This window comes from Streptomyces sp. SD15, from assembly GCF_054462255.1.
The window spans coordinates 133456-154527 of sequence record NZ_JBTLMO010000005.1; the positions used below are offsets into that span (position 1 = coordinate 133456).

17 protein-coding genes are annotated in these 21072 nt (G+C 71.6%); 15 read left to right on the forward strand and 2 right to left on the reverse strand.

What is annotated here, in order from left to right; all coding sequences use genetic code 11:
- Positions 1-484: 484 nt before the first annotated feature.
- Complete coding sequence (locus ACX28W_RS07105; protein ID WP_458997885.1) at positions 485-1849, reverse strand: FAD-dependent oxidoreductase; 1365 nt, start codon at positions 1847-1849, stop codon at positions 485-487.
- 605 nt (positions 1850-2454) lie between these two features.
- On the opposite strand from ACX28W_RS07105, the gene ACX28W_RS07110 reads away from it, so the two are divergent.
- From ACX28W_RS07110 to solA, 12 genes are all read left to right on the forward strand, one after another.
- Positions 2455-3255 carry an N-acyl homoserine lactonase family protein gene (locus ACX28W_RS07110; protein WP_458997886.1) on the forward strand — a complete coding sequence of 267 codons (801 nt, stop codon included), beginning with the start codon at positions 2455-2457 and terminating at the stop codon, positions 3253-3255.
- A 105-nt stretch (positions 3256-3360) separates the two neighbouring features.
- Positions 3361-5016: an ABC transporter substrate-binding protein gene (locus tag ACX28W_RS07115; RefSeq protein ID WP_458997887.1), complete on the forward strand. Its 1656-nt coding sequence runs from the start codon at positions 3361-3363 to the stop codon at positions 5014-5016.
- Positions 5009-5896 (forward strand): ABC transporter permease, encoded by an 888-nt coding sequence (locus tag ACX28W_RS07120; protein ID WP_458997888.1) that lies wholly within the window; start codon positions 5009-5011, stop codon positions 5894-5896. The genes ACX28W_RS07115 and ACX28W_RS07120 overlap by 8 nt, the downstream gene beginning before the upstream one ends.
- A complete protein-coding gene (locus ACX28W_RS07125; protein WP_458997889.1) occupies positions 5893-6969 on the forward strand; it encodes an ABC transporter permease in 1077 nt (358 codons plus the stop codon). The genes ACX28W_RS07120 and ACX28W_RS07125 overlap by 4 nt, the downstream gene beginning before the upstream one ends.
- A gap of 5 nt (positions 6970-6974) precedes the next feature.
- A complete protein-coding gene (locus ACX28W_RS07130) occupies positions 6975-7658 on the forward strand; it encodes an alpha/beta hydrolase (RefSeq protein ID WP_458997890.1) in 684 nt (227 codons plus the stop codon).
- Positions 7655-8701: an ABC transporter ATP-binding protein gene (locus tag ACX28W_RS07135; protein WP_458997891.1), complete on the forward strand. Its 1047-nt coding sequence runs from the start codon at positions 7655-7657 to the stop codon at positions 8699-8701. Before ACX28W_RS07130 ends, ACX28W_RS07135 begins: the two co-directional genes overlap by 4 nt.
- Complete coding sequence (locus ACX28W_RS07140) at positions 8698-9660, forward strand: ABC transporter ATP-binding protein (RefSeq protein ID WP_458997892.1); 963 nt, start codon at positions 8698-8700, stop codon at positions 9658-9660. Before ACX28W_RS07135 ends, ACX28W_RS07140 begins: the two co-directional genes overlap by 4 nt.
- A gap of 49 nt (positions 9661-9709) precedes the next feature.
- Complete coding sequence (locus ACX28W_RS07145; protein WP_458997893.1) at positions 9710-10474, forward strand: amidohydrolase family protein; 765 nt, start codon at positions 9710-9712, stop codon at positions 10472-10474.
- The gene (locus tag ACX28W_RS07150) at positions 10471-10929 is read left to right on the forward strand and encodes a cytidine/deoxycytidylate deaminase family protein (protein ID WP_458997894.1); all 459 of its coding nucleotides are present in this window, start codon (positions 10471-10473) and stop codon (positions 10927-10929) included. The genes ACX28W_RS07145 and ACX28W_RS07150 overlap by 4 nt, the downstream gene beginning before the upstream one ends.
- 29 nt (positions 10930-10958) lie before the next feature.
- Positions 10959-11786, forward strand: coding sequence for a creatininase family protein (locus ACX28W_RS07155; protein ID WP_458997895.1), 828 nt, complete (start codon positions 10959-10961; stop codon positions 11784-11786).
- A gap of 45 nt (positions 11787-11831) precedes the next feature.
- Entirely contained in the window at positions 11832-13289 is a 1458-nt protein-coding gene (locus ACX28W_RS07160) for an aldehyde dehydrogenase family protein (protein WP_458997896.1), read from the forward strand.
- Complete coding sequence (gene solA, locus ACX28W_RS07165; RefSeq protein WP_458997897.1) at positions 13286-15877, forward strand: N-methyl-L-tryptophan oxidase; 2592 nt, start codon at positions 13286-13288, stop codon at positions 15875-15877. The genes ACX28W_RS07160 and solA overlap by 4 nt, the downstream gene beginning before the upstream one ends.
- Positions 15878-15906: 29 nt before the next feature.
- Here solA and ACX28W_RS07170 read toward each other — a convergent pair whose 3' ends face one another.
- The gene (locus ACX28W_RS07170; RefSeq protein ID WP_458997898.1) at positions 15907-16608 is read right to left on the reverse strand and encodes a GntR family transcriptional regulator; all 702 of its coding nucleotides are present in this window, start codon (positions 16606-16608) and stop codon (positions 15907-15909) included.
- 137 nt (positions 16609-16745) lie between these two features.
- Between ACX28W_RS07170 and ACX28W_RS07175 the strand changes: the two genes are divergently transcribed.
- From ACX28W_RS07175 to ACX28W_RS07185, 3 genes are read left to right on the forward strand one after another with little or no spacing between them, the layout of a single operon-like run.
- Positions 16746-17399, forward strand: coding sequence for a cyclase family protein (locus ACX28W_RS07175; protein WP_458997899.1), 654 nt, complete (start codon positions 16746-16748; stop codon positions 17397-17399).
- Positions 17396-18997, forward strand: a complete 1602-nt coding sequence (locus tag ACX28W_RS07180) for a gamma-glutamyltransferase (RefSeq protein WP_458997900.1) — start codon at positions 17396-17398, stop codon at positions 18995-18997. Before ACX28W_RS07175 ends, ACX28W_RS07180 begins: the two co-directional genes overlap by 4 nt.
- Entirely contained in the window at positions 18994-20961 is a 1968-nt protein-coding gene (locus ACX28W_RS07185; protein WP_458997901.1) for a primary-amine oxidase, read from the forward strand. The genes ACX28W_RS07180 and ACX28W_RS07185 overlap by 4 nt, the downstream gene beginning before the upstream one ends.
- The last annotated feature ends 111 nt before the right edge of the window (positions 20962-21072 follow it).

The window sequence follows — 21072 nt, forward strand, 5'->3', positions numbered from 1 at the left end:
AAGGCCGAGCGCGTCGACGCGCTCGGCCCACGCGTCGACGTCCACAAGGTAATCGACCTCGGTCCGGAAGATCGCCGCCGAGCCGATGGTGTAACCCGCTACACCATCGGTTCGGGGGTGCGCTCTCTCGTGGCGGCGAGCCGGCGCCGGGATCGTTGATCCCGGAAGACCGGGGCCACCGACAGCGGAGGCGGCCCCGCCGCGCCGGACCCGTGGGGACGGGGAACGGCGCCGTCCCGGACCCGGCGGCCCCACTCCCCCATTTCGCCGCCGGGCCCGAGGACGGACACCGGCCGACAACGCCTCACACCCGCGCTGGGACCGCACAGGACCCGCAGGGACCGCACAGGACCCGCAGGGATCCACCGGCCTCGCACCCGGCGACGTGACCTTCCTCCATCACTCAAAGGCTCGTGACGCCTGCTCCGGTTCGTGACGCCCGCTCCGGGTCGTGACCCCCTGCTGCGGGAAGGAGCCTGCGGGCCTATGCGCCGCTTGCCTTGAGCATGTCCTCACGCTCGACGAGCTTCACCCGCTCGCGGCCCTGGGGTTCGCCCAGCGCCTTCTCCGCCGCGTCCAGCCGGTACCAGCCGTCCCACGTGGTGAAGCGGACGTTCCGCTCGCTGAGGAACGCGTCCACGGCCTCCGGGTCGGGCGAGGTGGGGGTGTGCAGACGGCTGTTCGCGTGGTCGTCCAACAGGTTGGCGACCGTCTCGTTGGCGTCGCCCTTGGTGTGGCCGATCAGACCCACCGGTCCGCGCCGGATCCAGCCGGTGACGTACGTGGACTGCAGGTGCTCGCCGGTCTCCTCGATCACCCGGCCGCCCTTGTCGGGGACGGTGCCCGACTCGACGTCCCAGGGCAGCTTGGGAAGCTTGTCGGACAGGTAACCGACGGCGCGGTACACGGCGCCGAGGTCCCAGTCCTTGAACTCGCCGGTGCCCTTGACATTGCCGGTGCCGTCGAGGGCGGTGCGCTCGGTGCGCAGGCCGACGACCTTGCCGTCCTCGCCGAGGATCTCGGTCGGCGACTCGAAGAAGTGCAGAAACAGCTTGTGCGGACGGTTGCCGACGTCGCGGATGGCCCAGTTCTCCAGGGTCTTGGCGACCATGTCGGTCTGCTTCTCGCCACGCCGGGCCGCGATCGAGCCCTCGTCGTAGTCGATGTCCTCGGGGTCGACGATGACCTCGATGTTCAGGGAGTGGTCCAGCTCCCGCAGCTCCATCGGGCTGAACTTCGCCTGCGCCGGGCCACGGCGGCCGAAGACGTGGACCTCCAGCGCCTTGTTGGCCTTGAGGCCGTCGTACACGTTCGGCGGGATCTCGGTCGGCAGCAACTCGTCCGCGGTCTTGGCCAGGATGCGTGCCACGTCGAGGGCGACATTGCCGACGCCGAGGACGGCGACCTTCTCCGCTTCGAGCGGCCAGGTCCGCGGCACGTCCGGGTGTCCGTCGTACCAGGAGACGAAGTCCGCCGCGCCGTAGGAGCCGTCGAGGTCGATGCCGGGTATGTCGAGCGCCCGGTCGGCCGTCGCGCCCGTGGAGAAGATCACCGCGTCGTAGAAGGCGCGCAGGTCGTCCAGGTTGATGTCGCCCGGGTAGTCGACGTTGCCGAAGAGGCGGACCTGAGGCTTGTCGAGCACCTGGTTCAGGGCCTTGACGATGCCCTTGATCCGCGGGTGGTCGGGGGCGACGCCGTAGCGGATCAGGCCGAACGGGGCCGGCATCCGCTCGAAGAGGTCGATGGACACGCCGGGCTCGATGGCCACTGCGGACTTCAGCAGCGCGTCGGCGGCGTAGATTCCGGCGGGGCCGGCTCCGACAATGGCTACCCGCAGAGGGCGAGGCATGATCAGGTTCCCTTCGAGGGGTGGCAGGGGGACTCGCCCGGAAGCCTAAACTAAGGCAAACCTAAGTCGGTAGGCGGGGTCGATCTATGACCTCATAAGGCCGACTTATGAGTCGGCCCGGGCCGGACGACATCGATATCGATATCGCGCTGGACAGCGCCTGTGGGGCCTCGACTGTGTCCACTTCCGTGATCCGCAGATCGACGCGGGAGTCCTCCTGGAAGGCGGCCAGGGGGAGCCCAGGGTGTCCGTAGCTCGCCGGGAGCTACGGCCTGGACGACATGGCCCGCCGTCAGGACGAGGCGGCCGGTGAGGGGGTAGCCGCTGCCGCGGACCTGGTCGTCCGCCGTGGTGATGGCGACGAGACGGTCGTGGCCGGGGTGACGGGGAGTGCTCATCGGACGATGCGGCCGGCCGGAGTCGGTGTGGTTCCTGCCCGCCACGATGCTGGACGGATCGCGGGGCAACCGGGAGAAACGTTGTTTACTTCCCTGCAACCACTCATTGGATCCAAATACCTAAAGTGTGGATCCTTGACGGCCGACTCTCCGGAAAGGTCCCGATCAGACCATGCCCATGCGCCCGCGCCCCCATCCGGACCACTCGTGACACGGCGCGGCGTGCGGCGGATCGTGCCGCTGCTGCTCGGCTGGGAGGAACTCCCCAAGTCGGTCTCCGTGCACGGCGCCCCGTACGAGGAGCGGCTGCGCGAACCGGTACCCGCGGTCCTCCTGGAGTGCGACGGCGGCTGGCTGCTGCTCGACACCGGCTTCAACACGGCACTGATCCGGGACCCTTCGCTGCGACGCCGCTTCTACGGCTCCCCTGCCTACCGGCCCATCCTGCCGGGCCCCGGCGAGCCGCTGGAAGAAGCCCTCGATGCGGCCGACGTCGCGATGGACGCGATCCAGGCGGTGGCCGTCAGCCATCTGCACGCGGACCACGCGGGCGGGCTGAAGCACTTCGCGGGCCGGGTGCCGGTGCATGTGCAGCGTGCGGAGCTGGCCTACGGCCTCTCGGGGCGACCGGAGGTGGAGCGCAACTCGATCTTCCGGGTCGACTTCGACGATCCCCGCATCGACTGGCGCCAGGCCGAGGGCGATGTGGAGATCGCCCCCGGGGTGACGGCCGTACTGACCGCCGGACACACCCCGGGACACCAGAGCTTCGTAGTGGACCTCGCGGACGGCGGCGGCTTCGTGTTCGCGTTCGACGCCGCCGACCTCACCGAGAACATCGAGCACGAGCGTCCCATCGGTGCCTTCATCGGGGTCGATGCGGAGCAGACCGTACAGAACATCCGTCGGCTCAAGCGCATCGCAGCCGAGCGCGGATACGAACTGATCCCCGGTCATGACCCCGCTGTCTGGCCCAAGTTGATGCAGCGCCGGTTCACACGCCTTTAACTCCCGGGACACGAGGACGATTTCGTTACCGCTGAGCATACTTTTGGATCCAATCCAGCACACATTAGATCCATTATCCGAGGATCGGTGCCCAAGGAGGCCCACATGCCGGACCAGTCCCATGGATCGCTCCCGCCCGGCTCCATCCCGTCCGAGGTCTCGCGCCGCACCATGCTCCGGGGCGCCGGGCTCCTCGGAGTGGGAGTCGGCTTCGGGCTCCCCGCCCTGCTGAGCGCCTGCGGCGCCGCGGCCGACGACGCCCAGGGAAGCGGCGCGGGCGGCACCCTGACCCTCGCCATCGACGCCACCAGCGCCGTCAACGACCCGGCCTTCTACACCTCGCTGGGCGACTGGATGGCCGTCGACTGCATCTGCCGTGGACTGACCTTCATCTCCTTCGACACCAACGAGCCCACGCCCGACCTCGCCAAGAGCTGGAAAATCTCCGACGACCTGCTGACCTACACCTTCACCCTGCGCGAAGGCGTCAAGTTCCACGACGGCACCACCCTGACCTCCGCCGACGTCCTGGCCAGCCTCGGCCGGCAGTTCGACCCCGAGGACAAGACCCTCCCCAAGGGCGGCACCCGGCCGCTGGCGAGCCTCGGCACGAACGTCGCCTCGCTGACCGCCGAGGACGACCTCACCGTGAAGATGGTCCTCAAGCAGCCCGACCGGACCGTGCTCGGCCGACTGTCCGACATCGGCGGCCGCATCATCTCCAAGGCCGCCCTGGAGAAGTACGGCGCCGACATCGGCAAGCACCTCGTCGGCACCGGCCCCTTCGCCTTCTCCTCCGCCACCTCCGGCCAGGCCATCACCCTGGAGGCCTTCGACGGCTTCCGGCTCGGCAGACCGCCCATCGACCGGCTGGTGCTGCGTCAGGTCCAGGACCCGTCGGCCATCGTCAGCTCGCTGCTCAGCGGCGACGTGTCGGCGACCCAGTTCACGCCGTACTCCGCGGCCGACCAACTGCGGGGCGACGACTCGGTCACCGTCTACGACACCCCCCACAACGCCGACGCGATCATGATGATCGACGCCCGGCGCATCCCCGAGCTCAAGGTGCGCAAGGCCATCAACCTCGCTGTCGACCGCAAGGCCATCCTCAGCCAGGCGTTCTTCGGCATGGGCAGCGAGCCGAAGGGCTACACCATCCCGCCCGCCCAGAACGGCTACGACACCGCGCTCGCCGACCTCAGCACCCAGAACGCCGCCCAGGCGAAGCGGCTCGTCGCCGAGGCCGGTGCCGAAGGCCGCACCATCCGGATCATGGCGGCCAGTGACTCGTGGCACCCGAAGGCCGCACAGATCATCGCGCAGAACCTCGCCGACGTCGGGTTCAAGGTGACGACCACCTCCGTCGACCCGGCCACGTACTTCAGCCGCCTCCTCGACCCGGACGACGAGTACCACGACCTGATGATCTGGGAACGCAACACGTACGTCCCCGACGCCAACGACATGGTCGGCGCCATGGCCAGCCCCACCGGCATCTACGGCTCCAAGATCACCGGCATGGACACCCTCGACGGCGTCGACTCGCTCGCGGCCGACCTGTTCGCGGCCAAGAACCTCCCGGACGGCAAGAAGCGCACCGCCGCCTACACCAAGATCCAGCGGCGCTGGGCGGAGGAGTACATGGTGCTGTCGATGCTGGCCTGCTTCACCAACCTCGTCGTCAGTGGCTCGCAGGTGAAGGACATGAACACCAGCGCGCTGGCCAACCACCGGTGTTACATGGAGAAGGCCAGTGTCTGACGCGGCGGTCGCGGCAGGCGCCACAGGCGCGGGCCGGCCGTCCGTCGTGGCCGCCCTGCACCGCCGTCGGCCGGCCCGGTCCTGGCCGGCCGTGCTGTCCTGGTTCGTCCTGGCCGCCGTACTCCTCGTCGCCGCCGTCGGCCCCCTCCTCGTCCAGTCCGACCCGCTGCGCCAGACCCCGTCGGCGCTGTTGCCGTTCGGCTCCCCGGGTCATCCGCTCGGCACGGACGACCTGGGCCGCGACGAGCTGGCCCGGCTGATGCACGGGGCGCGCCCCCTGCTGCTGGTGTCGTTCGCGGCGACCGCGCTGGCCGCCGTCGTGGGCACCGGAATCGGGCTCGTCGCCGGGTATGCGGGCGATGTCGTCGAGCAGGCCCTGATGCGGCTCGTCGACCTGGCCCTGGCCTTCCCCTCCATCCTGCTCGTCATCCTGCTGGTGGCGGCCGCCGGGCCCGGCACGGTCAGCCTGATCGTCGGCATCGGTGCCTCCCTCGCGCCCGGCCTGGCACGGCTGGCCCGCGCGCTGACGGCGCGTGAGGCGGCCCGTGACTACGTCGTCGCCTGTCGGCTGGGCGGCACGCGCACCGCGCGCATCCTCGTGCGGGAACTGCTGCCGAACATCGCCGGACCGATGCTCGCCCAGGTCGTCATGACGCTGTCGATCGCGGCCGGCTTCGCCGCCGGACTGTCCTACATCGGCCTGGGCATCCAACCGCCGACGCCCGACTGGGGATACATGGTCCAAGCGGGACAGGAGTTCCTCTACTCCGCGCCCCGGTTGGTCGTCCTGCCCGCGACGCTCACCCTGCTGTTCGTCGTCGCCTGCAACTTCGTGGGCGACGACCTGCGCGACGCGCTCGATCCGCGGGGGACGGCATGAGTACGTCCACCGGCGCACCCCCGATTCAACTGCCGAAGTGGGCCACGGGCACCGCCCTGTTGGTGGTACGGCGACTCGCGGTCATCCCCGTCGTGTTGTTCGCGCTGGCCACCCTGGTGTTCCTCGCGATACGCCTGCTGCCCGGCTCGCCCGCGACCTCGCTCTCGGCGGGCGGCGGCGACCTGTCCGCCGTCGAGGTGTCCGCGAACGAGGAACGCGTCACCAAGGCACTCGGGCTGGACCAGCCACTGCTGACGCAGTACGGCGATTTCCTGAATGACCTCGTCCATCTACGGCTCGGGGACTCGTTCTTCGGGTCCAACAGCGTGCTCGGCCTGCTCGGGGACGCTCTCCCGGCGACGATCGAACTGACACTCGCGGCGATGACGATCGCGGTCCTGCTCGGAGTCGCCACCGGGGTGATCGCCGCACTGCGCAAGGGCAGTTGGATCGACACCTCGACCCGGGTCGTGGCCACGGTGAGCTTCTCGCTGCCCTGGTTCGCGCTCGGTGTGCTCGCCATCGTCGTGTTCGGCGTGTGGCTGCGCTGGCTGCCGGTCCTTGGGCGGCTGCCCAGCTCGCTCGACTACCACCCGACCACCAACTTCGTCCTGCTGGACGCGATCCTGCAGAACCGCCCCGAGCTGGTGTGGCCCTGGATCGAGCACCTGATCCTGCCCGCCGTCACGCTGGCGCTGTCGATGGCCGGGTTCATCACCCGCATCGTGCGCGCCTCGGTCCTGGAGGTGCTCGGCGACGACTTCGTACGCACCGCGCGTATGAAGGGCCTCGGCGAAGGAGCGGTGATCCGCCGGCATGTGCTGCGCAACGCCTGGCTGCCCATCGTGACGGTGCTGGGGCTCCAGTTCGGCTCCCTGCTGGGCGGCTCGGTGATCACCGAGACGGTCTTCTCGTACGCGGGCGTCGGCCGGCTGCTGGTGCAGGGCGTCCTCCAGCGCGACTACCCCGTCGTACAGGGCGCCGCTCTCGCCATCGCCCTCCTGTTCACCCTGGTCAACCACGCGGTGGACCTGTTCTACACGGTCCTCGACCCGCGCATACGGAAAGGATGAGCCGCATGGACATCGTGCTGGTCCACGGCGCCGGCGGACGGCCGACGACCTGGTCGGCGGTGGAGCCCCTGCTCACCGCCCTCGGTCACCGGCTGTTCACCGTCACCAACCCGATGACCTCGCTGGAGGACGACGTCGCCCACACCGCGGAAGCCGTCGCGGAGACAGCCGGGCCCGTACTGCTGGCCGGGCACTCCTACGGCGGCGCGGTCATCAGCAACGTCGGCCGCCACCCGCGGGTCAAGGGCCTCGTCTACATCGCCGCGTTCGGGCCCGACGAGGGCGAGACGGTCAACGAGATCGTCGAACGGTACGAAGAGGCCGAGATCTCCAAGTACATGCGGCGCGGTCCGAACGGCGAGTGGAAGTCCGAGCCCAGCCCGGAGTTCTGGGCCGAGATCGGACCCGACCTCTCCGCCGAGCAGCGGGCCGTGGTGGAGGCCGAGGGCCGCAAGGCGGAGAACCTCATCTTCACCCAGCCCAGCGGGGTGCCCGCCTGGCGCACCCTGCCCAGCTGGTACCTGGTCGCCGACGACGACCGCACCCTGCGCCCCGAGATCCAGCGGGACATGGCCGCCCGGATGAAAGCCACCGTCGAGCACGTGCCCGGAAGCCACTACACGACGCTCGTGTGGCCGCAGCGCGTCGCCGACCTGATCCACACGGCCGCGGTGGCCGTGAGCTCATGACGGCTGCGCTCGCACACGCCCCCGAGCGTGTCACGCCCGCGACCGTGCTGGACATCCACGACCTGCGCGTGGGATTCGACGTACCGGCGGGCCGCCTGCCGGCCGTGGACGGCGTGGATCTGACCCTGCGGCAGGGCGAACTCCTGGCGCTGGTCGGTGAGTCGGGGTCCGGCAAGTCCGCCCTGGCAATGAGCCTGGTCGGCCTGAACCGCGGTCCGCGCACCCACATCAGCGGGGAAGTGGCCTTCGGCGAAAGCGATTTGGTCGCCGCCTCGGAGCGGGAGCTGCGCGAGGTCCGCGGCAAGGACATCGCGGTCGTCTTCCAGGACGCGCTGGCCGCCCTCAACCCGCTGCACCGGGCGGGCGCCCAGGTCTCCGAGATGATCCGCGCCCACCGCGACGTGCCGCGCGAGCAGGCACGGAACCGCGCCGTGGAACTGCTCGGCGAGGTCGGGATCGCCGGCCCTCAGCGCGCGGCGCGGGCCTACCCGCACCAGCTGTCCGGCGGCATGCGCCAGCGCGTGATGATCGCCATGGGCCTGGCCAACGACCCGGCCGTACTGATCGCCGACGAGCCCACCACCGCGCTGGACGTCACCATCCAGGCCCAGGTCCTCGCGGTCCTCAAGCGCGTCCAGCGCGATCACGGCACCTCCGTGCTGCTGATCACCCACGACCTGGGGGTCGTGGCCGAGGTCGCCGACCGGGTGGCCGTCATGTACGCGGGCCGGATCGTGGAGCAGGGACTGCGCGAGGAGGTGCTGTTCCGCCCCCAGCACCCGTACACGATGGGGCTGCTGGATTCCGTACCGCCGATCGACGGTCCGGTCGTACGACGGCTGCCCACCATCGCCGGCAGTCCGCTGACCGGCGTGGACCGGCCGTCCGGCTGCGCGTTCGCGCCGCGGTGTCCGTTCGTCCACGACGCGTGCGGCGAACGTCCGGCCCTGCTTCGACGGCACGGCGGCGACGGGCACGTCGACGCCTGCGTACTGCCCGGCCCGGCGCGTGCCGCGGCCCGCTCCCAGGGAGGCAGCGCATGACCGCCGCCGCACTCATCACCGCACGGCAACTGCGGGTCGAGTACCCGGGACGGGCCGGTGGCCGGGTCCGGGCGCTGCGGGACGTGGACCTCGACATCCTCCAGGGCGAGACCCTCGGCCTGGTCGGCGAGTCGGGCTGCGGGAAGTCCACGCTCGGCCGGGCCCTGCTCCGGGTGATCGAACCGTCCGCGGGCCGGATCGAGTTCGCCGGCTCGGACCTCACCCGGCTGCGCGGACGGCGGCTGCGCCGTACCCGGGCCGAGTTGCAGATGGTCTTCCAGGACCCGTTCGGTTCGCTCAATCCACGCCGCAGGATCGCCGACATCGTCGCCGAGCCGCTGCTGCGGGCGCGCGGCGCCACCCGCGCCGAGGCCGTGCGGGCCGTGGCCGAACTGCTCGACCTGGTCGGTCTCGGCGCCGAGGCCGGGGCGCGCAGGCCGCACGAGTTCTCCGGTGGGCAGCGCCAGCGCATCGGCATCGCCCGGGCGCTCGCGTCCTCACCGCGGTTCGTCGTGGCCGACGAGGCCGTCTCGGCGCTGGACGTGTCGATCCAGGCCCAGGTGCTGAACCTGCTGTCGGACCTGGTCCGTGACCGGGGTCTGACGATGCTGTTCATCTCGCACGACCTGGGCGTGGTCCGGCACATCGCCGACCGGATCGCCGTGATGTACCTGGGGCAGATCATCGAGGTCGCCTCCCGGGACGACTTCTTCTCCGGGCCCGCGCACCCCTACAGCCGGGCGCTGCTGTCCTCCGTACCGGCGCTGCGACCCGGCGAGCTGCGCGAACAGCGGCTTCTGGAGGGCGAGTTGCCCGACCCGGCGCATCCGCCCGAGGGCTGTCTGTTCCGTACCCGGTGCCCCATCGCCACGGACGAGTGCCGTACGAGCCGGCCCGAACTGCGTGAGATCACGCCGGGGCGGACCGTGCGCTGCCATCTCCCCCTGGCCTCCAGCTGATGTCCAGTTGATGTCCCGTCTGATGTCCAGCGAGTAAGGACGAAACGCATTGATCATCGACGCCTACAACACCACGCAGGACGTCCGGGGCAGGTCGGACTACCTGACCGGGGCACGCAAGGGCCAGGCCCCGCCGCCGTACACGCCGTTCGAGCCTCGTCGCATCCTCGACCGGATGGACGCCGCCGGGGTGGACATGGCGATGGTGTGCTCGCTCGCCCAGCGCATCGAGAACGACTTCATCAGCTCCCTGGTCGCCGCGCACCCGGACCGCTTCTTCGGCTTCGGGCAGGTACTGCCCCAGGCCGACGACGCGATCGACGAGATCGACCGGATGGCCGACGCCGGCCTGGTCGGCCTGAAGCTGCACCCGAGCCTGCACGGCTACCACGTCGCCGACCACGGACTGCTGGACCCGGTGTTCGAGGCCTGCGCCCGGCGCGGTCTGCTGGTCCTGGTCAACGCCCTCGACGACGCGTTCTGCGCGCCGCTGGCCATCGAGGAGATCGCCCGCGACCATCCCCAAGTGCCCACGATCATCGCGCACATGGGGGCGGTGTGGAACGTACCGGAGGCGATCATCGTGGCCGAACGGCAGCCGCACGTGTACCTGGAGACGTCGGCGACCCTGATGAGCGATGTGAAGCGCGCCTATGCGCGGCTGGGGCCCGAGAAGATCCTGATGGGCAGCGAGTGGCCGGGCTCCGACTTCGACCTGGAACGCATGAAGATCGCGAAGGCGGTCGAGGACGAGAAGGACCGGGCGCTGATCGAGGGCGGCAACATGGCCCGCCTCCTGGGGCTGCCCGCGTGAGCGCGGCAGACGTCAAGTCCGTACTCACCCCGCTGTCGATGAGCCCCGACGATGCCGAACTCCTCGCCCTGGCACAGCACTTGCTGGCCCGGGTCTGGCAGTCGGGTCGGCACGAGGTGGCGACCGCGCTGCGGACCGCGGACGGCCGCATCCACACGGGCGTCCACGTGGAGGGGTCCTGCCGACGCAGTTCGATCTGCGCCGAGGGGGTCGCCATGGGAACCGCTCGGGGCACGTTGCCCACCGACGCGGCGCTGGACATCGCGTCGATCGTCTCGGTACAGATCAAACCGGCCGGCCAGTTCCGGATCATCGCCCCGTGCGGGGTGTGCCGTGAACTGATCAGCGACTACTGCCCGGACGCCACCGTGTGGGTCACCACCGTCGACGGGAACGAACCCGTCCCGCTGCGCGCCCTCGACCTGCTGCCCGAGAAAAGCCGACGCCAGTGGTGAGCGCCACCGGCCCTGAGGAGAGGAGAGACATGTCCGGACGGACCGTACCGACGGGCCTGGACCTCACGGAACTCGCCGCACAGCTCGGCGGGACCGGAGCGCCCGTGCTGTGGGAGGAGTTCACCTGGCCGGAGGCCGAGACCACGGCCGGCCGCCAGGACGCGGTCATCATCCCCGTGGGCGCCACCGAGCAGCACGGCCCGCATCTGCCCCTGGCGGTGGACACCCGGATCTGCGAGGCGGTCGCGCACGGAGTCTCCGCCCTGACCGGTGTGCCCGTCCTGCCTCCCCTCAGCTTCGGGGTGTCCGCGTCGCACGGCGACTTCGCCGGTACGGTGGCGCTGCGCCCGGAGACCATGATCGCCGTCGTCGAGGACGTCATCGACTCGCTGTACGCCTCCGGGGTACGGCAGTTCATCCTGCTCAACGGACACATCTGGAACAACGGCGCGCTCGACGTCTCGGCCGAGAAATTGAGAGTCCGTCATCGTGACGCACGGGTACGGGCGTTGGGGTACGTGACGATGTACCCGGGTCCGGAGGTCGACGGGCACGTCACCTACGGGCGGGCGCTGATGCACGCCAACTTCTTCGAGACCTCGGTCATGTTGCACCTGGCTCCGGAGCTCGTGCGGATGGACCGGGCCACCTCCCACGTCGACGTCGACTCCTTCTGGGACTACCGCATGGACCAGGTCAGTGAGACCGGCGTGTGGGGCAGGGACGTGACCGACGCCAACCCGAAGCATGGCGGCGCGGAGTTCGACCGCTGCGTCCTGACCACCGCCCGGGCCGTTTCCGCGGCGGTCCGTGAGCCGTGGCCCGATCCGGCCCACCGGCCCGGCGGACGTGCGTGAACGACGCGAGCGACCCGACCCGCCCCGACCCAGAAGGAGAACCTCTTGGACCCCACCACCGCTCTCCCCCGGCTGCCGGACTGCGAGCCCATGCTCATCGGCGGCGAATGGACCACGGGTACCTCGCCGCGGCGGATCCCGGTGCTCGACCCCGCCACCCGTGAACAGCTCACCACCATCGCCCAGGCCGGACCCGAGGAAGTGACCGCCGCGGTCGCCGCCGCCACCGCCGCGCACCGCGACCGGCGCTGGCGCGGGCTGCCGCCCCGACGGCGCCGTGACGTGCTGCTTCGCCTCGCCGACCTGGTGGAGTGCGACGCCGAGCAACTGGCGGTCCTGGACACCCTGGACAACGGCAAGGCGATCGAGCGGGCCCGTGGTGATGTGGACCTCGGCCTCCAGGCCGTCCGCCACTTCGCCGGCACCCCGACCCGGCTGGCGGGCACCGTGCACGCCGCCGGCCCCGACCGGCATGTCTACAGCGTGCGCGAACCGGTCGGCGTGGTCGCCGCCGTACTGCCGTGGAACTTCCCCTTCATGATCGCCGCCTGGAAGATCGCCCCAGCCCTGGCCGCGGGCTGCACGGTCGTCGTGAAACCGGCCGAGCAGACCCCGCTCACCGCGCTGCGCCTGGCCGCGCTGTGTCTGGAGGCGGGCGTGCCCGAGGGCGTGGTCAACGTGCTGACCGGTGACGGGCGTACGGGGGCGGAACTGGTCGGCCACCCCGACGTCGCCAAGGTGTCCTTCACCGGGTCCACCGAGGTGGGGCGGCAGATCATGGCCGCGGCGGCACCGTCCGTGAAGCGGCTGACCCTCGAGCTGGGCGGCAAGTCCCCCAACATCGTGTTCGCCGACGCCGATCTGGACGCCGCCGTACCGGCGTCGGTCCGTGCGGTGTTCGGGCACTCCGGGCAGATGTGCACCGCGGGGAGCCGCCTGCTGGTCGAGCGCACGGTCGTCAAGGAGTTCCTCGAACGGCTGGTCCCCGCGGTGGAGGCCCTGCGGATCGGTCCGGGCCTGGAGGGCGGGATCAACATCGGTCCCCTGGTGTCGCAGGAGCAGTACGACCGGGTGACCGGCTATGTCGAACTGGGCCGCGCCGAGGGAGCCGAGGTGGCCGTGGGCGGCGAACCGCTGCCCGGTCCCGGCTGGTTCGTGCGGCCGACGGTGTTCACCGAGGTCACCCCCGACATGCGGATCGCCCGGGAGGAGATCTTCGGCCCGGTCGCCACGGTCATCCCCTTCGACACCGAGGAGGAGGCGATCGCCCTGGCCAACGACAGCGACTACGGGCTCGCCGCGGGTGTCTGGACCGGAAGTCTGCGACGCGCCCACCGCACCGCCGCCGCGCTGGAGGCCGGCACCGTGTGGGTCAACACGTACAACGAGTTCGATCCCGCCGTGGCCTTCGGCGGAATGAAGCAGTCCGGCCTCGGCAGGGACCTCGGCGACGCCGCCGTCGACGGGTTCACCGAGCTCAAGAGCATCACGATCGCCCTGTGAGCGCCCCCTTGACGACCGGTACCGCCATGCCTCCGGCCCTGCCCCTGACTCCCCGCACGCTGGATGTCGCGGCCGAGCGCGCCCGCACCCCGGGCTGCGTCACCGGGCATCACTTCAACGCCGCCGGCGCGGCCCTGCTCGCGTCCGGCACCGTCGAAGCCGTCATCGATCATCTGCGCGCCGAGAGCCTGTCCGGCGGCTACGAAGCCGCCAAGCAGGCCGCCCCCGCCCTGGAGGCCGTCTACGCGCGTACCGCCGCACTCCTCGGCGCCGCGCCGGAGGAGGTCGCCCTCGTCGAGAGCGCGACGGCCGGCTGGCAACGCGCCGTGTCCGCGCTACGGCTGCGCCCCGGCGACCGGGTGCTGGCCGCCCGCTCCAGTTACGTCAGCAGCGCCCTGCACCTGCTGTCGGCCGAACGCGACCACGGCGTACGGGTCGAACTGCTGCCGAACGGCCCCGACGGCGCGGTGGACCTGGAGGCACTGGAGGCGGCGCTGCGTGCCGGTCCGGCCGCCCTGGTCACCGCGGCCCATGTGCCGACCTCGTCCGGTCTGGTCGAACCCGTCGCCGGAGTCGGGGCGTTGACCACGGCGCACGGAGTGCCCTTCCTCCTGGATGCCACGCAGTCGCTCGGCCAACTGCCCGTGGACATCGGTGCCATTGGCTGCGATCTGCTCATCGGGACCGGCCGCAAGTTCCTGCGCGCCCCGCGCGGCACGGGCCTGCTCGCGGTCCGCCGCCCGCTCCTGGACCGGCTCGCCCCGGACGCCCCCGACATCCGCGGCGCCCGGTGGACCGCCGAGCGGAGCTGGGAACTGGTGCCGGACGCCAAGCGGTTCGAGCTGTGGGAGGCCGCGCACGCCCTGCGGCTCGGCCTGGGGGCCGCCCTGGCCGACGCCGGCGCCCTGGGTGTGGACGCCGTCTCCCGGTATCTGTCGACGCTTGCCGTCGGCCTGCGCGAGCGCCTCGCGGAACTGCCGGGTGTACGCGTCACCGATCCGCCCGCCGCGGGCGGCGCCATCGTCACCTTCGTCATCGACGGGCTCGACGCCGCCGACGTCCAGCGCGAACTCGCCCGCCGCCGAGTCCATCTGATCGCGGTGCCAGCAGGGCACGGCCGCTGGGACATGGATCCCCGGGGGCTGACCGAGGTGGTCCGGGCCTCGGTCCACGTCTACAACGACCGGTCCGACCTGGACGCCCTGGTCGAGGCGGCGGGCGAGATCGTCCGGCGGTACGGGGTGACCTCGCGGGGCGCGGCGACCACGTCCGGCCGCCCGACCGCGTTCCCGTCGGGGACGGGGTCCGCGTCGCCCACCACCGCCGTCGCCCCCACCGCGCCCACCGTCCCCGTCGCAACCACGAACCCCGACACCACCGCTGCTCCCACCGCTCCCGTCGTCCCCACCGCCGCAGCAGCCGTCCCGGCACCCGCGGCCCCCACGGCCGCTCCCACTCCCGTGTCGCCCGCCGCGCACAGTGGCTCACCGTGCCATGACGCGATCGTCGTCGGCCTCGGCGTGCACGGCAGTGCCGCCCTGCACCGGCTGGCCGTGCGCGGACTCGACGTACTGGGGCTGGAGCGGTACGCGCTGGGCCACGACCTGGGGTCCTCGCACGGGGCCACCCGGATGATCCGGCGGGCCTACCCCCACCCCGACTGGGACGGCCTGGTGGATACCGCCTACCGGGCCTGGGCGGAGCTGGAGGACGCCGCGAAGGGGCAACTGGTCGACGTCACCGGCGGGTTGTACGCGGCCCCGCTGGACCGGCCCGATCCGCTGCGCGGCCCCGGCTGCCGGGAGGTCGGCCTCGAGGAGGCGGCGCGGATCTTCCCGGGGCTTCGGCTGCCCGCGGGCTTCGGCGCGGTGCACGATCCACGGGCCGGGATCATCGACGCGCGGGAGACGCTACGAGCCCAACTCACGCTGGCCGCACGGGCAGGCGCCGCGATTCTGGACCGGACACCGGTCGTCGGCTGGGAACCGGACGGCGACCAGGTCGTCGTACGCACCGCCGTTGGTGAACTGCGCACGCGACACCTGGTGTTGTGCACGGGCCCCTGGACGGCGGCCCAAGTCCCCTCACTCGACCCGCATCTGACGGTCACGCGCATCGTCAACGCGTACTTCGCCGCCGACCCCGCCGGCCCGTTGGGACCCTCCGGCCTCGGCAGCTTCTCCGTGGACCTGCCGCAGGGACTGCTGTACGGGTTCCCCGCGGCCGACGGTCGCGGTCTCAAGGCCGGGCTGGACAGCGGCCCGGCCTGGGATCCGGACGCCGCCCGTCCGCCGGCGACCGTCGCGGAACTCGCCCTGCTCACCGAGGCGGTGGCCCAGGTGCTGCCCGGTGCGGGCCCGGTGACCGAGAGCCTGACGTGCCTCTACACGATGACGGCCGACCGGCGCTTCGTGGTCGGCGAGGTGCCGGGCGCGGCGCGGGTGCTGGTGGCGTCGGCCTGCTCCGGGCACGGTTTCAAGTTCGGACCGGCGATCGGCGCGGCGCTGGCCGACCTCGTGTGCGGCACCGCCCGCCCGGATCTGGACTTCCTGTCTCCGGCCCGCCTGTTCGCGGGTGGGGCCCGGTGAGGGTCGCCGGCGGGTGGCGTACGGATGTCTCAGCCGTGGAAGACGGTCTGCGAACGACGCTCGTACCAGGCCGTCAGATGTTCGCCGGAGCTGATGACGTGGTCGCGCATGACCTCGTCGGCACGGTCGGCGTCCCGGGCGGTCAGCGCGTCGATGATCGCCTCGTGCTGGCGGATGTTGTGCTGCCGGTGGCGTTCGTCGTGGGCGAGGGCGAGGGAGGAGACATTGCGCGGAAAGCTCTCGTTGATCCGGCCGATCATCCGGCTCAGCCAGGGGTTGTCGGCCGCCTCGCAGACGACGGTGTGGAAGCAGTCGTTGGCGGCCGTGGTGGCCGGGCTTCCCGCGCTCTCCTCGCCGGCGGCCCGCTCCGCGGCCTCGCGCAGGACGGCGTTGTGCTCGCGCAGTGCCGCGAGCTGACGCTCCGTGATGCGCGAGGCGGCGCGTCGCGCAGCCAGTCCCTCCAGCTCGGCGCGGACCTCGTACGCCTGGCGCACCTCCCACGGAGCGGGCACCCGGACCACGGCGCCCCGATGGGGCTGCATCTCGATCAGGCCGCCGTTCTGCAGTTGCCGCAGCGCCTCGCGCACCGGAGTGCGGCTGACCCCGAACTCGGCGGCCAGCGCCGCCTGGCGCAGCGGCTTGCCGATCGCCAGCTCACCGTTCATGATCCGCGCGCGGATGCGGGCCGCGATGTCGTCGACGAGGGGGCCGTCGTCTGTGTGGGGCGTCATCGGAGTCGGTCAAACCCTTCTCGGGGGCGGTCGGAGGGTGCGCGGTGGTGGAGCAGTTTCCCACGCCGCCACCGGCGTCCACAGGCACTCATTATTGGATCCACTTCTAGGATATCCGCATCCAATGGGAGAAACGCATGAACCTCGATTTCGCCAAGGCCATCGATGTGTCCGTCCCGATCCACCCCGGGATGCTCCACTGGGGCCGCCGCCCCGAGGTGGAGATCGTCGAGTCCCGTACCGCTGGAGACCCCTCGAATGTCAGCCGCTGGCGCATCGGCGCCCACACCGGCACCCACATCGACGCGCCCGCCCACTTCATCGACGGGGGAAAGACGGTGGACCGGCTCGACCTGTCCGCTCTCAACGGCACGGCACGCGTGCTCGACCTGACCCATGTGGAGGAGCAGATCACCGCCGCCGATCTCGACGCGGCAGGGCTCGGCGACGAGGAGCGCGTACTGCTGCGGACCAGTAACTCGGAGGGTGTGCTGCGCAGCCCGTGGAAGGCCCGGCAGTGGGTCGGACTGGCCCCGGACGGCGCGGAACGGCTCATCGAGGCGGGGGTGCGCACCGCGGGCATCGACTACCTGAGCATCGAGGCCATCGCCTACACCACCCACTGGGAGACCCACCAACTGCTGTGCGGCGCCGACGTGTTGATCCTCGAAGTGGTCGACCTGCTGCACACCCCGGCCGGGGTGTACGACATGCTCTCCCTGCCGGTGCCGTTGCAGGGTGCCGAGGCCGCCCCGTCGCGCACGGTGCTGCTGCCGCGGGACGAGGCATGAGCGCCGCGCCCCGGCCGGCGCCGGCCGCCACCGCCGTATCCCGGCTGGTTCTGGCCGCCCCGCATCCGGCGGCTCTGGCGGCCGCGCGGCAGGCGGCCGAGCGGGGTGGCAACGCGATGGACGCGGCCCTGGCGGCGGCCGTCGCCCTGACCGTCGTCTATCCGCACCAGTGCTCCCTGGGCGGCGATCTGATCGCCCTGGTCCATGCCCCGGACGGCGCGGTGCGCGCGGTGGTGTCGGCCGGGGCCGCCGCGCAGGACGTGGACGTCGAGGCGCTGCGCGCCGCGGACCGGCGGATGCCCACGCAGGGGCCGCAGACGGTCACCGTTCCTGGGGCGGTGGCTGGTTGGACGGCGCTCGCCGAGGCCCACGGCACTCCGGGTGCCCTGGCGGCCGCGCTACGGGACGCCGCCACGCTCGCGGAGGAGGGCGCCACCGTCTCGGCGGGCCTGGCGCGCGCCATACGCGAGCAGGCCGCGCGGATCTCCGCGGACCCCGGCCTGACCGCGCTGCTGACCGGTCGCGACGGGGCGCCGCTCGGCGAGGGTGCCCCACTCCCCCAGCCGCGTCTTGCCGCCGTACTGCGGGCCCTGGCCGACGATCCGTCGTCGTTCTACCGGGGCACGGTCGCCGACGCGCTGGCGAACGGACTGCGCCGGGCCGGCAGCCCGCTGACGGGCGCCGACCTCGCGGCCCACCGGGCGGAAAGCGTCGAGGCGTTGGTGCTCGACATGGCCGGCATCCGCTGGTGGACCGCGCCACCGCCGAGCCAGGGCGCGACCCTGCTCGCCGTACTGACGACCGCGGCCGAGGCCGCCGAACTCCCCGAGCCGGAGCGGACCGGCGCCCTGGCGGCCCGCTGTCAGGACGCCTCGGCCGCCCGTGACCGGCTGCTGGGCGACCCGCGCGGTACGGACTTGGACCTGGACGGACTGCTGCGGCCGGTACCACTCGCGGGCGCGCAGCCTCCGCATCCGCCGTTCCGGCCCGCCGGGGACACGGTGGCGGTCACGGCCGTGGACTCCTCGGGCCTCGCGGTCTCCCTCATCCAGAGCGTCTATCAGGCCTTCGGCTCCGGCATCTGCGAACCGGACACCGGCGTCGTGCTGCACAACCGCGGCTCGGCGTTCAGCCTGCTGCCCGGCCACCCGGCCGTCATCGGCCCCGGAGTGCGGCCCCCGCACACTCTGTGCCCCGTGCTCGGACGGTCCGCCGACCTGCTGCTGGCGGCAGGCTGCCAGGGCGGCCGGGCCCAGCCGCAGATCCTCGCCCAGACGGTGCCCGGCCTGATGGATCCCGCCGCCGACCCGGCCGCCGTCCTGGACCGCCCGCGCTGGGTGATCGGCGCCCGCGACATCGGGCACGGGACGCAGACCCTGCTGGCCGAGCCCGGTGCCTTGTCCGACGCGCGCCCGCCGGGAGTACCGGTCGTCGTCGCGCCCGGCCGCACCGATCTGGCCGGCCACACCCAGGTCGTACGGCTTTCCGCCGACGGCCGACTGGACGGCGCCTCCGACCCGCGCGCCGACGGCGGCACCGTGCTGTGCGGCCCTGCCGCCCCCGCAACAAGCCCCGCCACGGAAGGGAACCCCGTATGAGCACCCTCGCCCCCGAACCTGTACCGGTCGCCGCACCGCACCCGCTGGACCCGCTCACCGCCGCTGAACTTGCCCTAGCCGTCGAGGTGTTGAGGTCCGACACCCGGGTCGCCGAGGACGCGCGCTTCTGGGGCGTGGCCCTGGACGAGGACCACGCGCGCCGTGCGGCCCCCGGCGAAGCCCGGCGCGCCCGCGCGGTCGTGATCTGCCCCTCGGCCCGCATCGCCTACGAAGTCGATCTCGAACTCGGCGACAAGCCGCGGAGCACCGCCTGGCGGGAGCTGGACGTGCGCAGCCCGGGCTGTTCCTCCGAGGAGGCCCGGCAGGCCGCGGCCGCCTGCCGGGCGGACCCGCGCTTCCGGGAGGCGCTGGCGCTGCGCGGCATCCACGACGTGTCGCTGGTGATGGTGGACCCGGAGTCGATCGGCGGCTTCGAACCGCCCGCGTACGCGGGCCGCCGACTGACCTGGGGCAGCGTCTGGCACCGCACGTCCGAGGACGACAACGGCTACGCGCGCCCGGTGCAGGGCGTGGTGCCGATCATCGACATGGAGTCCATGGAGATCCTGCACATCGAGGACCACGGCGTGGTCCCGCTGTCGGAGGAGTCCGGGGTGTTCGCCGCCGGGGTGGTGCCCGAGCGGCCGGGCCTGAAGCCGCTGGAGGTCGTCCAGGCGGACGGTCCCAGCTTCACCGTCACCGGTCAGCGGATCGACTGGCAGGGCTGGTCGGTACGGGTCGGCTTCAGCCACCGCGAGGGCCTGGTGCTGCACGACCTGACCTTCGACGCGGCCGGGAAGGGCCCGCGCCAGGTGCTCCGGCGTGCGGCCGTCAACGAGATGTACGTCCCCTACTTCGACACCGCCTCCACGCAGTACCGCAAGAACTTCTTCGACTGGGGCGAGTACGGCGCGGGCCCGCTCACCAACTCGCTGGCCCTCGGCTGCGATTGCCTGGGCGTCATCCAGTACTTCGACGCGGCGGTGCTCGGCGGCGACGGCGTGCCCCGCCTCATCCCCAACGCCGTATGCGTGCACGAGGAGGACGACGGCATCCTGTGGAAGCACCACGACGGCCGTACCGGCCGCACGGAGGTGCGCCGCTCCCGCCGACTGATCATCTCGGCGTTCGCCACCGTCGCCAACTACGACTACGGCTTCTACTGGTCGCTGTACCAGGACGGTTCGGTGATGCTGGAGATCAAGATGACCGGCATCCTGTCCGCCACGGGTGTGGCGGAGGGCGAGGAGACCCCGTACGCACGGCGGGTCGCCCCGAACGTCGCGGTCACCAACCACCAGCACTTCTTCGCCGTCCGCCTCGACATGGCGGTGGACGGCCCCCGCAACCGCCTGGTCGAGGTGACCGCCGAGCACGAGACCGACCCGGACCTCGACCCGTACGGCAACGCCGCCCGAACCGTGCTGCGTCCGATCCTCAGCGAGGCGGAGGGCGGTCGGCGCACCGATCCCTCCCGTGCCCTGCACTGGCGGGTGGAGAGCACCGAGGCCGTCAACCGGATGGGTGAACCGACCGCGTACCGCGTGCACTTGGAGAACACCGCGGTGCTGCCGGTGCGGGAGGACAGCGTGTGCGCCCGCCGCGCCCCGTTCGTGGGGCGGCAGTTGTGGGCGACGGCCTACGACCCGGACCGGCGTTTCGTCGCCGGCGAGTACCCCAACCAGGCCGAGCCGGGCGCGGACGGGGTGCACAAGTGGCAGCAGGAGGACCGCTCCCTGGACGGCACGGACCTGGTGTTGTGGGCCACGGTCGGCTCCCACCACTTTCCGCGCCCCGAGGAATGGCCGGTCATGCCGGTGGCCCGGGCCCGGCTGCGGCTGGAACCCGACGGGTTCTTCGACCGCAACCCGGCCCTCGACGTCCCCGCACCTGTCTCGTGCCATACGCCACGCACCACGCCCACCGCCCAGGACCCTGCGACTCCGGACCACTGCTGCGGATGAACAAAGGGAAAGTCCTTGCCTACGCACTGTGCGCGGCTGGCTATCATCCGTGCTGATTCAACTAGGGACGACCTCCACAATCATTCATCCGAGTGTGAAATACTCCAATAT